This is a genomic window from Streptomyces sp. NPDC056948, assembly GCF_042674225.1.
Lineage (GTDB): Bacteria > Actinomycetota > Actinomycetes > Streptomycetales > Streptomycetaceae > Streptomyces > Streptomyces purpurascens.
The window spans coordinates 1-12,897 of the sequence record NZ_JBHUQX010000272.1 but is presented as its reverse complement, the minus strand read 5'-3'; the positions used below and the strand labels follow the sequence as shown (position 1 = coordinate 12,897).

At 71.0% G+C, this 12,897-nt stretch carries 12 protein-coding genes; 6 read left to right on the top strand and 6 right to left on the bottom strand.

Features of this window, described 5'->3' with window-relative positions:
* The first annotated feature begins 3 nt into the window (after window positions 1-3).
* The gene (locus ACFTZL_RS29525) at window positions 4-1,047 is read left to right on the top strand and encodes a serine hydrolase domain-containing protein (RefSeq protein WP_382588655.1); all 1,044 of its coding nucleotides are present in this window, start codon (window positions 4-6) and stop codon (window positions 1,045-1,047) included.
* Between the two features lie 56 nt (window positions 1,048-1,103).
* On the opposite strand, the gene ACFTZL_RS29520 is transcribed toward ACFTZL_RS29525, so the two are convergent.
* Window positions 1,104-2,810, bottom strand: coding sequence for a glycerol-3-phosphate dehydrogenase/oxidase (locus tag ACFTZL_RS29520; RefSeq protein WP_382588654.1), 1,707 nt, complete (start codon window positions 2,808-2,810; stop codon window positions 1,104-1,106).
* 270 nt (window positions 2,811-3,080) lie between these two features.
* On the opposite strand from ACFTZL_RS29520, the gene ACFTZL_RS29515 reads away from it, so the two are divergent.
* A complete protein-coding gene (locus ACFTZL_RS29515) occupies window positions 3,081-4,289 on the top strand; it encodes a nucleotide sugar dehydrogenase (RefSeq protein ID WP_382588652.1) in 1,209 nt (402 codons plus the stop codon).
* A gap of 15 nt (window positions 4,290-4,304) precedes the next feature.
* Here the strand turns inward: ACFTZL_RS29515 and ACFTZL_RS29510 are convergent, their stop codons facing one another.
* The 4 genes from ACFTZL_RS29510 to ACFTZL_RS29495 form a co-directional block, all read right to left on the bottom strand.
* Complete coding sequence (locus tag ACFTZL_RS29510) at window positions 4,305-5,429, bottom strand: GuaB3 family IMP dehydrogenase-related protein (RefSeq protein ID WP_184591345.1); 1,125 nt, start codon at window positions 5,427-5,429, stop codon at window positions 4,305-4,307.
* 105 nt (window positions 5,430-5,534) lie between these two features.
* Window positions 5,535-7,037 carry an IMP dehydrogenase gene (guaB, locus tag ACFTZL_RS29505; protein ID WP_382588650.1) on the bottom strand — a complete coding sequence of 501 codons (1,503 nt, stop codon included), beginning with the start codon at window positions 7,035-7,037 and terminating at the stop codon, window positions 5,535-5,537.
* Between the two features lie 150 nt (window positions 7,038-7,187).
* Complete coding sequence (locus tag ACFTZL_RS29500) at window positions 7,188-7,775, bottom strand: sigma-70 family RNA polymerase sigma factor (RefSeq protein ID WP_189722729.1); 588 nt, start codon at window positions 7,773-7,775, stop codon at window positions 7,188-7,190.
* A gap of 418 nt (window positions 7,776-8,193) precedes the next feature.
* Entirely contained in the window at window positions 8,194-8,805 is a 612-nt protein-coding gene (locus tag ACFTZL_RS29495; protein ID WP_003948568.1) for a response regulator transcription factor, read from the bottom strand.
* A gap of 380 nt (window positions 8,806-9,185) precedes the next feature.
* Between ACFTZL_RS29495 and ACFTZL_RS29490 the strand changes: the two genes are divergently transcribed.
* Window positions 9,186-9,515, top strand: coding sequence for a WhiB family transcriptional regulator (locus ACFTZL_RS29490; protein WP_184591351.1), 330 nt, complete (start codon window positions 9,186-9,188; stop codon window positions 9,513-9,515).
* A 48-nt stretch (window positions 9,516-9,563) separates the two neighbouring features.
* Here ACFTZL_RS29490 and ACFTZL_RS29485 read toward each other — a convergent pair whose 3' ends face one another.
* Window positions 9,564-10,460: a LysR family transcriptional regulator gene (locus ACFTZL_RS29485; protein ID WP_382588648.1), complete on the bottom strand. Its 897-nt coding sequence runs from the start codon at window positions 10,458-10,460 to the stop codon at window positions 9,564-9,566.
* Window positions 10,461-10,540: 80 nt separating this feature from the next.
* Between ACFTZL_RS29485 and ACFTZL_RS29480 the strand changes: the two genes are divergently transcribed.
* From ACFTZL_RS29480 to ACFTZL_RS29470, 3 genes are all read left to right on the top strand, one after another.
* Window positions 10,541-11,209, top strand: a complete 669-nt coding sequence (locus ACFTZL_RS29480) for an MOSC domain-containing protein (protein WP_382588646.1) — start codon at window positions 10,541-10,543, stop codon at window positions 11,207-11,209.
* A 94-nt stretch (window positions 11,210-11,303) separates the two neighbouring features.
* Complete coding sequence (locus ACFTZL_RS29475) at window positions 11,304-12,077, top strand: SDR family NAD(P)-dependent oxidoreductase (RefSeq protein ID WP_382588644.1); 774 nt, start codon at window positions 11,304-11,306, stop codon at window positions 12,075-12,077.
* Between the two features lie 93 nt (window positions 12,078-12,170).
* Window positions 12,171-12,878, top strand: coding sequence for an ester cyclase (locus tag ACFTZL_RS29470; protein WP_382588642.1), 708 nt, complete (start codon window positions 12,171-12,173; stop codon window positions 12,876-12,878).
* The last annotated feature ends 19 nt before the right edge of the window (window positions 12,879-12,897 follow it).

Sequence of the window (12,897 nt, the reverse complement as noted above, 5' to 3'; positions counted from 1 at the left end):
CGCATGCCGACGTTTCGGACGTTGCTGGCCCTGCCGGTGGCCGTCGCCCTCCTCGGTCTGCCCCCGGCCGACTCCTCGGCCCTTTCGGCCCCGCCCACGGACGCGGTGCTGCCGCTGCTCGTGACCCGGGGCGAAGCTCCCGCCGCGGCCCTGCTGGCCCGGGAGGGCAGCACCACCCGCTATGCCCACGCCGGTCCCGGAATCGCCCGGTCGGACCATTTCCGCGCCGGCAGCATCACGAAGACGTTCATCGCCACGGTCGTGCTGCAACTGGCCGACGAGCACCGCCTGTCGCTGTCCGACCCCGTGGAGCGGCACCTGCCCGGTCTGGTGCGGGGAGCGGGCAACGACGGCCGCGCGCTGACCCTGCGCTCCCTGCTCACCCACACCAGCGGCCTGTACGACTTCACCGCGGCCACCGGCGGAACGGCACCCGTCACGCCCCGTCAGGCCGTACGCATCGCACTCACCCACCCTCCGGCCGCACGCGGCCGCTTCTCCTACTCGAACACCAACTACGTCCTGCTCGGCCTGGTCATCCAGCAGGCCACCGGCCACTCGTACGCCACCGAGGCCGAGCGCCGCATCATCACTCCCCTGCGTCTGACGGGCACCTCCTTCCCCGGCTCCCGCTCCTCGCTGCCCTCTCCGCACGGCCGCGGCTACGCCGCCGACGGGACCGACGTCACCGATCTCGACCCGCGGGTGGCCGGCGCCGCGGGCGAGCTGGTGACCACGCTCGCCGACCTGGACCGCTTCTACGCGGCCCTGCTCGACGGCCGGCTGCTGCCCCCGCGCCGGCTGCGCGAGATGCTCGACACCCGTGCCGCACACGGCGCGTACGGCATGGGTCTGTTCCCCGAGAAACTTCCGTGCGGCACCACGGTGTGGGGGCACGACGGGCACATATCCGGCAGCTACGTGCGCACCGCGGCCACCGTCGACGGCCGGCGTGTCCTCACCTTCCGTGTGAACACGGAGGCGATCGCCGATCCCGACCTCGAACCCGCGGTGCTCGCGGCCGAGTTCTGCCCCCGCACCTCGTAGAACGACCGGGCCCCGAACGGAGATCCCCGTTCGCGACACTCGTTCGAGTGAGGCGCCTACCGGGGCACGATGTCCGGCGCCCCCAGCCGCGCCGCGTCCGCCGTGAGGTCATCGGGCTGCCGCTGCGACTCCCGCTCGGCCTCCACCCGCTTCTGGTAGTGCTCGATCTCGCGCTCGATCTGGTCCTTGTCCCAGCCGAGCACGGGCGCCATCAGCCCGGCGGCGTCACGTGCGCTGCGGCTGCCCCGGTCGAAGGTCTCGATCGAGATGCGCGTCCGCCGGGTCAGCACGTCGTCCAGATGCCGCGCCCCCTCGTGCGAGGCCGCGTACACGATCTCGGCGCGCAGATAGTCGTCGGCCGCCGACAGGGGCTCACCCAGCGACGGGTCCTCGGCGATGAGCTCGAGGAGTTCCTCGGTCATCGCCCCGTACCGGTTCAGCAGGTGCTCCACCCGCACCACATGGAGTCCGGTCCGGGCGGCGATCCGCGCCCGCGCGTTCCACAGCGCCCGGTAACCCTCGGCGCCCAGCAGCGGCACGTCCTCGGTGACGCACTCGGCGACGCGCATGTCGAGCCCGTGCACCGCCGCGTCCACCGCGTCCTTGGCCATGACCCGGTACGTCGTGTACTTGCCGCCCGCCACGACGACGAGCCCGGGCACCGGGTGCGCCACGGTGTGCTCGCGCGAGAGCTTGCTGGTGGCGTCCGACTCGCCGGCGAGCAGGGGCCGCAGGCCCGCGTACACGCCCTGGACGTCGTCCCTGGTGAGGGGCACCGCGAGCACCGAGTTCACATGTTCCAGCAGATAGTCGATGTCCGCGCTGGACGCGGCCGGGTGGGCCTTGTCGAGGTCCCAGTCGGTGTCCGTGGTCCCGACGATCCAGTGCCGGCCCCAGGGGATGACGAACAGCACGGACTTCTCCGTGCGCAGGATCAGCCCGGTCGTGGAGTGGATCCGGTCGCGCGGCACGACCAGGTGGATGCCCTTGGACGCCCGGACGTGGAACTGGCCGCGCTCCCCGACCATCGCCTGGGTGTCGTCCGTCCACACGCCGGTCGCGTTGACGACCTGCTTGGCGCGGATCTCGTACTCCCCGCCCCCCTCGACGTCCTGCACCCTCGCGCCGACGACCCGCTCGCCCTCGCGCAGGAAGCCCGTCACCCGCGCACGGTTGGCGGCCTTGGCGCCGTACGCCACCGCCGTGCGCACCAGGTTGGTCACATAGCGGGCGTCGTCCATCTGGGCGTCGTAGTACTGGAGCGCCCCGACCAGGGCGTCCTTCTTCAAGCAGGGCGCCACGCGCAGGGCGTGAGTGCGGGTCAGATGGCGGTGCACGGGCAGGCCCCGGCCATGGCCGCGTGCCATGGACATGGCGTCGTACATCGCGACGCCCGACCCGGCGTACAGGCGCTCCCAGCCCTTGTGCTGCAGCGGGTACAGGAACGGCACGGGCTTCACCAGGTGCGGGGCGAGCCGCTCCAGCAGCAGGCCGCGCTCCTTCAGCGCCTCCCGGACGAGCGTGAAGTCGAGCATCTCCAGATAGCGCAGGCCGCCGTGGATCAGTTTGCTGGACCGGCTGGAGGTGCCCGAGGCCCAGTCGCGGGCCTCGACCAGGCCTGTGGCGAGGCCCCGGGTCACGGCGTCGAGGGCGGTGCCCGCACCGACCACGCCCGCCCCCACGACCAGCACGTCCAGCTCTCGCTCGGCCATGGATGCAAGTGACTCGGCTCGCTGCGCCGGCCCGAGTGTCGCTGTCCTCACGCTGCCTCCCGCTCATCGGTCGCGCCGGCCGCACCCGTCGGGTGAGGCCCCGTCCGTATCCCCCATGCCCAAATTCTGACCGGGTTGCCCGACTTCAGCCACCACGGGCCCTCAGCCTGTGGACAACCCGCACGGAACACTCACCGAAACTCGGCCAGGCAATCCCACATATCGGTCATATTTACTCCTAGTCTGACATTGCACTCGCCCGTCCTGTCCACAGGGCTTGCGCACCTGTCCCACTTCGGCTACGGGAAGGACGGCCACGCCGTGCCCGCAGATCTCGCCGTCATCGGACTCGGCCCTTACGGCCTGCCCCTGGCTCAGGCCGCCGTCGCCGCCGGCGTCCCCACCATCGGCTACCGGACCGGACCCGAGGCCGGTTCCCTCAGCCCCGCCGAACTGCGCCGGATGCTCTCGGGGGGCTTCCGGCCGACCACGAACCCCGCCGAGCTCGGCAGGGTGCGCACCGCGGTCATCTGCGCACCGACCCCGCCGGGTGCGGACGGCCGGCTCGATCTGAGCCAGGTGGAGACGGCCGCCCGCACCCTGGCCGCCCATCTGCGCCCGCACACCACGGTGATCCTGGAGTCACCTGTGTACCCCGGGGCGACAGAGGAATTCCTGCGCCCGCTCCTCGAAGAGGGGTCGGGCCTGCGGGCGGGCCGCGACTTCCACCTCGCCCACTCCCCCAGCCGCGTCGACCCCGGCAACCGAGACTTCACGCCCGCCGGCACCCCGAAGGTCATCGGCGGCCTCACCCCGGCCTGCACCGAGTCGGCCGCCGCCTTCTACGGGCGGCTCACGGACAAGGTGGTACGCGCGCGTGGACTGCGCGAAGCGGAGACCGTGCAGCTGCTGGAGACCAACTACCGGCACGTCAACATCGCCCTCGTCAACGAGATGGCCGCGCTCTGCCACGACCTGGGCGTCGACCTGTGGGACGTGATCCGCTGCGCGGAGACCAAGCCGTACGGCTTCCAGGCCTTCCGCCCCGGCCCGGGCGTCGGCGGCCACACCCTCCCCCAGGACCTGACCGCCCACGGCGGCCGCAGCCTGCGCATGGTGGAACTGGCCCAGCAGGTCAACAGCCGGATGCCCCGCTACGTCGTCCAGCGCGGCGCCCAGCTCCTCAACGAGCACGGCAAGTCGGCGCGCGGCGCACACGTGCTGCTCCTGGGCGTCACCTACAAGCCCGACCTCGCCGACCTGCAGGGCACCCCCGCCGAGGAGATCGCCCTGCGTCTGATGGAACTGGGCGCGTCGGTCAGCTACCACGACCCGTACGTCCCCGACTGGAGCGTGCTCGACCGCCCCGTCCCCCGGGCGGACTCCCTCTACGAAGCGGCCGCCGACGCGGATCTGACCATCCTGCTCCAGCAGCACCGCACGTACGACCTCCAGGGCCTGTCGGTGAAGGCGCAGCTGCTCCTGGACACACGAGGGGCGGCACCCGCGGGTGCCGCCCACCGTCTGTGACGTCGTACCCGGGGCCTACCGCCGGTGCTGCGAGTCCGCCACCGTCACCTCGACGCGCTGGAACTCCTTCAGCTCGCTGTAGCCGGTGGTGGCCATGGCGCGGCGCAGGGCGCCGAAGAGGTTCATGGAGCCGTCGGGCGTGTGGGACGGGCCGGTGAGGATCTCCTCGATGGTCCCGACCGTGCCGAGGTCGACCTTCTTGCCCCGCGGCAGCTCCTCGTTCACGGCCTCCATGCCCCAGTGGTGCCCCTTGCCCGGACCGTCGGTCGCGCGCGCCAGCGGGGAGCCCATCATGACCGCGTCGGCACCGCAGGCGATCGCCTTGGGCAGATCGCCGGACCAGCCGACACCGCCGTCCGCGATCACGTGCACGTACCGGCCGCCGGACTCGTCCATGTAGTCACGGCGGGCGGCGGCCACGTCGGCGACCGCCGTCGCCATGGGGACCTGGATACCGAGCACATTGCGCGTGGTGTGCGCGGCGCCGCCGCCGAAGCCGACCAGCACACCGGCCGCGCCGGTGCGCATCAGGTGCAGGGCCGCGGTGTACGTGGCGCAGCCGCCGACGATCACCGGGACGTCCAGCTCGTAGATGAACTGCTTCAGGTTCAGCGGCTCGGACGCCCCGGAGACGTGCTCCGCCGAGACCGTCGTACCGCGGATGACGAAGATGTCCACGCCCGCGTCGACGACGGCCTTGGAGAACTGGGCCGTGCGCTGCGGGGAGAGCGCGGCGGCCGTGACCACGCCCGAGTCGCGCACCTCCTTGATGCGCGCGCCGATCAGCTCCTCCTTGATCGGCGCGGCGTAGATCTCCTGGAGGCGCCGGGTCGCCGCCTCGGCGGGCAGCTCGGCGATCTCGTCGAGCAGCGGCTGCGGGTCCTCGTGGCGCGTCCACAGGCCCTCGAGGTTCAGCACGCCGAGGCCGCCGAGCTCGCCGATGCGGATGGCGGTGGCCGGGGAGACGACCGAGTCCATGGGGGCGGCCAGGAACGGCAGCTCGAAGCGGTAGGCGTCGATCTGCCAGGCGATCGAGACCTCCTTCGGGTCCCGCGTACGGCGGCTGGGGACGACGGCGATGTCGTCGAAGGCGTACGCCCGGCGGCCGCGCTTGCCGCGCCCGATCTCGATCTCAGTCACGTCTGTGGCCTTTCCCTGATGCGTTGCAGCGTCTTCCATTATCGCCGCCGGGCATGACGAGGGCGGCCCCGGATGCTCCCAGGGCCGCCCCTTCAGGCCTGATGCCTACTGACGGCTGTAGTTCGGCGCCTCGACCGTCATCTGGATGTCGTGCGGGTGGCTCTCCTTCAGGCCCGCCGAGGTGATGCGGACGAAGCGGCCCTTGGACTCCATCTCCTCGATGGTGGCCGCGCCCACGTAGCCCATGGTCTGGCGCAGACCGCCGACGAGCTGGTGCAGCACGTTGGCCAGGGGGCCGCGGTAGGGCACCTGGCCCTCGACGCCCTCGGGCACGAGCTTGTCGTCGGAGGCGACCTCGGCCTGGAAGTAGCGGTCCTTCGAGAACGACCTCCCCTGGCCGCGGGACTGCATGGCGCCGAGCGAGCCCATGCCGCGGTAGGACTTGAACTGCTTGCCGTTGATGAAGAGCAGCTCGCCGGGCGACTCCTCGCAGCCCGCGAGCAGGCTGCCCAGCATGACGGTGTCGGCACCGGCGGCGAGCGCCTTGCCGATGTCGCCGGAGTACTGCAGACCGCCGTCGCCGATCAGCGGGATGCCCGCGGGGCGGGCGGCGAGGGAGGCCTCGTAGATGGCGGTGACCTGCGGGACGCCGATGCCGGCGACCACACGCGTGGTGCAGATCGAGCCGGGGCCCACACCCACCTTGATGCCGTCGACACCGGCGTCGATCAGGGCCTGCGCACCGTCGCGCGTGGCGACGTTGCCGCCGATCACGTCGACGGACACGCTCGACTTGATCTTCGACATCCAGCTGAGGGCGTTGCTGTTGTGGCCGTGCGAGGTGTCGACGACCAGGAAGTCCGCCCCGGCCTCGGCGAGCGCCTGGGCGCGCTCCAGGGCCTCGGGGCTGGCGCCCACCGCGGCACCGACCAGCAGCCGGCCCTCGGCGTCCTTGGCGGCGTTCGGGTACTTCTCGGCCTTGACGAAGTCCTTGACCGTGATCAGGCCCTTGAGAATGCCCCTGTCGTCGACGAGCGGCAGCTTCTCGATCTTGTGGCGGCGCAGCAGCTCCATGGCGTCGACGCCGGAGATGCCGACCTTGCCGGTGACCAGCGGCATCGGCGTCATGACGTCACGCACCTGACGGCTGCGGTCGGTCTCGAAGGCCATGTCGCGGTTGGTGACGATGCCGAGCAGCTTGCCGGCCGGGTCGGTGACGGGGACGCCGCTGATGCGGAACTTGGCGCACAGGGCGTCCGCCTCGGCGAGCGTCGCGTCCGGGTGCACCGTGATGGGGTCGGTGACCATGCCGGACTCGGACCGCTTGACCAGGTCGACCTGGTTGACCTGGTCCTCGACCGACAGGTTGCGGTGCAGCACGCCGACGCCGCCGAGGCGGGCCATCGCGATCGCCAGACGGGACTCGGTCACCTTGTCCATCGCCGCCGAGAGCAGCGGGATGTTGACCCGGACGTTGCGGGAGATGCGGGACGAGGTGTCGACCGCGCCCGGCAGCACCTCGGATGCGCCCGGCAGCAGCAGCACGTCGTCGTAGGTCAGCCCGAGTGTCGCGAATTTTCCGGGCACTCCGTCGACGTTTGCAGTCATGACACCTTCCCCAAATGGCCTTGATCGGTGCGGATGTCCATGCTAACGGGAAGCGCGGCTGTCTCATTCCACGGTTCCGGCTCGCTCAGAGCTTCGTATGTTCGTACGGGGGCCGCGCACCGCCTGTTCAACCAAGGGCTGCCGAAGGGGCTACTGCTCGGCGAGCGCCCGCAGCCGGCTCAGCGCCCGGTGCTGCGCCACCCGGACGGCGCCGGGTGACATTCCCAACATCTGGCCCGTCTCCTCGGCCGTGAGCCCCACCGCGATGCGCAGCAGCAACAGCTCCCGCTGGTTCTCCGGCAGGTTGGCCAGGAGCTTCTTGGCCCATTCCGCGTCGCTGCTCAGCAGCGCGCGCTCTTCCGGTCCCAGGGAGTCGTCGGGCCGCTCGGGCATCTCGTCGGACGGGATGGCCGTCGAGCCGGGGTGACGCATCGCCGCGCGCTGCAGGTCGGCGACCTTGTGGGCGGCGATGGCGAAGACGAACGCCTCGAAGGGACGCCCGGTGTCCCGGTAGCGGGGCAGCGCGAGGAGCACCGCCACGCACACCTCCTGGGCGAGGTCCTCCACGAAGTGCCGGGCGTCGCCCGGGAGACGGGACAGACGGGTGCGGCAGTAGCGCAGTGCCAGGGGGTGGACATGGGCGAGCAGATCGTGCGTGGCCTGCTCGTCCCCGTCGACGGCGCGGTGGACGAGCGCGCCGATCGCCCCATGGGCATTGACCGCCTCGTCGTCGCGCATCGGTCCATGGTGCCTTGCGGCCACCGGGTCCGCGGCACCGCGCCCGTTGTTGTGCACCGAAGCGTTATGAGCAGGTGCGCCGGCACTCATTCCCTGCGCCCTCCCCTTCCGCTCGACCGACTCGTCCCCGAGGAACTCCACACCCTCAAGGATGCGGCATCCGCGGCGAAACAAGCAGCGGGCACCCAGCGGACCCCCGGTCCACCCCCGCCCACCTGGCTTTCCGTACCTCCGCCACGACCGCTCCGACCTGCGCGGTCGCGTTCGCGGTCGTCTCTCGGGCCTGCCGTTCGGATCGTCCTGAGGACGTGGGCAGCCGCCGGTTTTCGCACGCGTGCGTACGGCTCGCGCGGGGGCATCCGCATGCCCCCGCATTCCGACCCGCGCCGGGAAACCTGCCGGATCCGAACGACCGGCCCTAGCGCACCAGGCCCCACCGGAAGCCGAGCGCCACGGCGTGGGCCCGGTCCGAGGCGCCGAGCTTCTTGAACAGGCGCCGGGCGTGCGTCTTGACGGTGTCCTCGGAGAGGAACAGCTCGCGGCCGATCTCCGCGTTCGAGCGGCCGTGGCTCATGCCCTCGAGGACCTGGATCTCACGCGCCGTGAGCGTGGGCGCGGCGCCCATCTCGGCCGAGCGCAGCCGGCGCGGGGCGAGCCGCCAGGTCGGGTCGGCCAGGGCCTGCGTCACCGTCGCGCGCAGCTCGGCGCGGGAGGCGTCCTTGTGCAGATAGCCGCGGGCACCGGCGGCGACGGCGAGCGCCACACCGTCCAGGTCCTCGGCGACGGTGAGCATGATGATGCGCGCACCGGGGTCCGCGGACAGCAGCCGCCGGACCGTCTCGACGCCGCCCAGACCGGGCATGCGTACGTCCATCAGAATCAGGTCCGAGCGGTCGGCCCCCCAGCGGCGGAGGACTTCCTCGCCGTTGGCCGCCGTCGTCACGCGCTCTACGCCGGGCACGGTCGCGACCGCGCGACGGAGCGCCTCTCGGGCAAGCGGGGAGTCGTCGCAGACGAGGACGGAAGTCATGACCGCCCTCCGCAGCTGATGCGCGTCACCTTGAGCCTCCAGGCTGGTACGAAATCGTCACCTGTGCGGTCGACCGCCTCGGACGCCTGTCCGAGCGCTTGTTCCTTCAACCGCCTCGCACTCTCAACGACGGTCACTCGAAAGAGTTACGGGGTCGGCTGTCATCTTCGGCACTCTACGTGAGGGGGCGGACACGGTGCAGACATGCGCAGCAGACCCACGAACTTTCATCACAACCTATGCCCCATTCAGACCCATTTCTTCCGCTTTGCCAGTGTCTGGAGCTAGATTCGCAATGAGTCATATTTTCATCTCCTTAGATCGTAGTTGTACGGTCGTAGACACCGGATCCGCCCAGAACGGCTACAAGGGGTCACGTAATGGCAGATTTCTCCCGCCTTCCCGGACCGAACGCGGACCTGTGGGACTGGCAGCTCCTGGCTGCCTGTCGCGGGGTGGACAGCTCGCTCTTCTTCCATCCGGAGGGCGAGCGCGGTGCGGCTCGGAGTGCTCGCGAGAACTCGGCCAAAGAGGTCTGCATGAGGTGCCCGGTACGCGCCGAGTGCGCTGCTCACGCGCTGGCGGTGCGTGAGCCGTACGGCGTGTGGGGCGGGCTGACCGAGGACGAGCGCGAAGAGCTCATGGGGCGGGCGCGCAACCGGCTGGTGTCGGCGTCGGCACCGGGCGGGCACACCGCCTCGCACCATTGAAATAACGTTTCTGCATAAGGCACGCGCACGCGTGCTCCTGAGTTTTTGCTAGCGGACGGCCGCCCGCGCCAGTTGGTCGAGCGTCGCCGACACCGCCGGGACCAGTGCGAGATCGGGCAGGGTGAGCGCGACGATCTCCCGCCGCACCGCCGGTTCCAGCGTCACGGTGCGTGCTCCCCGGGGCCGTACCGACTCGACGGCGAGCTGGGGCAGCACGGCCACGCCCAGTCCGGCGCCCACCAGGCCGACGACCGCCGGGTAGTCGTCGGTGGCGAAGTCGATGCGAGGCGTGAAACCCGCCGCCGCGCACACCTCGACCAACTGGCCGCGACAGCGCGGACAGCCCGCGATCCACGGCTCCTGCGCGAGCTCGCCGATGGCGACGGACCCCGCGCCAGCGAGCCGGTGCCGCTCCGGCACGAGGGCGACGAGCCGGTCCGACAGCAGCGGCCGTACGACGAGGTCGTCCCACTCCTCCGCTCCCGCCGCACCCTCGTAGCGGAAGGCGAGCGCCACGTCGCAGTCGCCCTCACGCAGCAGGCCGACCGATGCGGGCGGTTCGGCCTCCTCCAGGGAGACGCGGGTACCCGGGTGTGCCGCGCGCAGCGCGGCGAGGGCCGTCGGTACGAGGGTGGAGCTGCCGCTGGGGAAGGAGACGAGCCGGACCCGTCCCGCGCGCAGCCCGGCGATGGCCGCGACCTCCTCCTCCGCGGCCGTGAGCCCGGCGAGGATCCCTGCGGCGTGCCGCACCAGTGCCTCACCGGCCTGGGTCAGACGCATCTCGCGCCCGGTGCGGATGAGCAGGGGCGTGCCGACCGAGGTTTCCAGGGCCTTCATCTGCTGGCTGACGGCGGGCTGTGTGCAGCCCAGTTCACGCCCCGCGGCGGAGAAGGAACCGGTGGCGGCGACGGCGCGCAGTACGCGGAGATGACGAGCTTCGATCACCCTTCGAGAATAAGCGGCCCTTTGATGTCAATGCGAATAATGCGTCGACGCTTTGAGTCACGGTCCCTTACCGTGCGGGTATGAAGCTTCTGTCTGTGAATCTGGGCCGTGCCAAGGCTGTGCCGTACACGGACAACCCGGAAGGCGTGACCGGGATCGACAAGCAGCCGGTGGACGGGGCCGTGCGGGTGTCGGCGCCCGGGCCCAAGGGCATCGGCGCGAGCGGGCTGGCCGGGGACGCGGTGTGCAAGCTGGAGCACCACGGCGGCGACGACCAGGCCGTCTACGCGATGGCGCGCGAGGACCTGGACGAGTGGGAGCGCGAGCTGGGCCGGACGCTGGCCGACGGGGCGTTCGGCGAGAACCTCACGACCCAGGGGCTCGACGTGTCCGGCGCGCGGATCGGCGAGCGCTGGCGCATCGGGCACGAGGTGGTGCTGGAGATCACCTCCGGGCGGATCCCGTGCCGCACGTTCCAGGGCCATCTGGAGGAGAAGGGCTGGGTGAAGCGGTTCACCCGGCGGGGCGCGCCGGGGGCGTATCTGCGGGTGATCGAGCCCGGCGCGATCCGCGCGGGCGACGCCGTCGAGATCCTGCACCGTCCCGACCATGACGTGACGGTGGCCCTGCAGTTCCGCGCGGTGACCACCGAGCGGACGCTGCTGCCGAGGCTGCTGGCGGCGGGCGAGGCCCTGCACCCGGAGGTGCTGCGCCAGGCGCGGGAGTACACGGAGAAGAACGAGGCCTGACAGGGCCTCACCGCGACTGTCTCCACCGACCCTTCACCTGCGAAGGCCCTGTTCGGAAGCGGACGCACCCAGTCCGGGTCACTAACCTTCTGCCATGACAACGGCTCTGATTACGGGATCGACGGCAGGCATCGGGGCCGCGTTCGCGCGGCGACTCGCGGCCGACGGGCACAACCTGGTGCTGGTGGCCCGCGACACCAAGCGGCTCAGGGAACAGGCGACCGAGCTCCACGACGGGCACGGCATCGAGGCGGAGGTGCTGACGGCCGACCTGGCGGAGGACAAGGGCATCGAGGCGGTGGCCGGCCGGCTGAGCGACCGCAAGAACCCCGTCGACCTGCTGGTCAACAACGCCGGCTTCGGCAACAAGGGCCGCTATCTCGATGTCTCCATGACCGATGAGCTGCGGATGCTCAAGGTGCACTGCGAGGCGGTGCTGCGGCTGACGTCGGCGGCGACCGAGGGCATGCGGGAGCGCGGCCGGGGCGGTGTCGTCAATGTCGCGTCGGTCGCCGCGTTCGTCCCGCGGGGCACCTACGGCGCGTCCAAGGCCTGGGTCGTGCAGTTCACGCAGGGCGCGGCGCGCGACCTGGCCGGCAGCGGCGTACGGCTGATGGCCCTCTGCCCCGGTTTCGTGCGCACGGAGTTCCACGACCGGGCCGGCATGGGCACGGACAACATCCCGAGCTGGATGTGGCTCGACGCGGACAAGCTGGTGGCGGCGGCGCTGCACGACCTGGCCCGGAACAAGACGCTGTCGATCCCGGACCCGCGCTACAAGGCGCTGATGGGGGCGGCGAAGCTGGTGCCCAGGGGGATGCTCGGGGCGGTTTCGTCCAGGACGGGGCGGAAGTACGGGCCGCAGTAGCGGGCCCGGCCGCAACCGCCGGGAGGCATCCGGGCGGCCCGCTTGGGAGAATGGAGCTGTCCAGCCGGACCCAGGGGGGCCGGAGGCGAGGCCATGACCTTCGTACAGCTCATCGAATGCAGAACCAGTCGGCTCGACGAGATGAACCGGCTGATGGACAGGTGGGTCGAGCAGACCAAAGGGAAGCGGACCGCGTCGCACAGTGTGGTGGCGAAGGACCGGGCCGACGCGTCGCACGTGGTCGAGATCGTGGAGTTCCCGTCGTACGAGGAGGCGATGCGGAACTCCGGGCTTCCGGAGACCGACCGGATCTTCCAGGACATGGTGGCGCTCTGCGACGAGGCACCGACGTTCACTGATCTGGACGTGGTGCGGGACGAGCAGTTGTACGCGGCCACGGCGCGCAGGTTCTTCGAGCAGGCGCCCGGACAGGGTGCGGCGCCCCCGTTCAACGACGTGTTCATCGAGGACTACCACGACCACGATCCCGCCAATCCGCAGGACGTCATCGGGCTTGACGCGCTGCGGCGCGAGGTGGAGGTGTGGCGGGGCGGGTTCGACTTCTCGTTCACGATCGAGGACCAGATCGCCCAGGGCGACCGGGTCTGCACCCGGTGGGCCTGGCAGGGGCACCACAAGGGCGACTTCCTCGGGATTCCGCCGACCGGGAAGGACGTCACCATGACCGGGACGACCGTCTACCGGTGCACGCCGGACGGGAAGCTCGCCGAGGGCTGGTGGGAGTACGACCGGCTCGGGCTGATGCAGCAGCTCGGGGCGCTCGATCCGCTGGAGCTGTGACCCCCACCGTACGAACGGG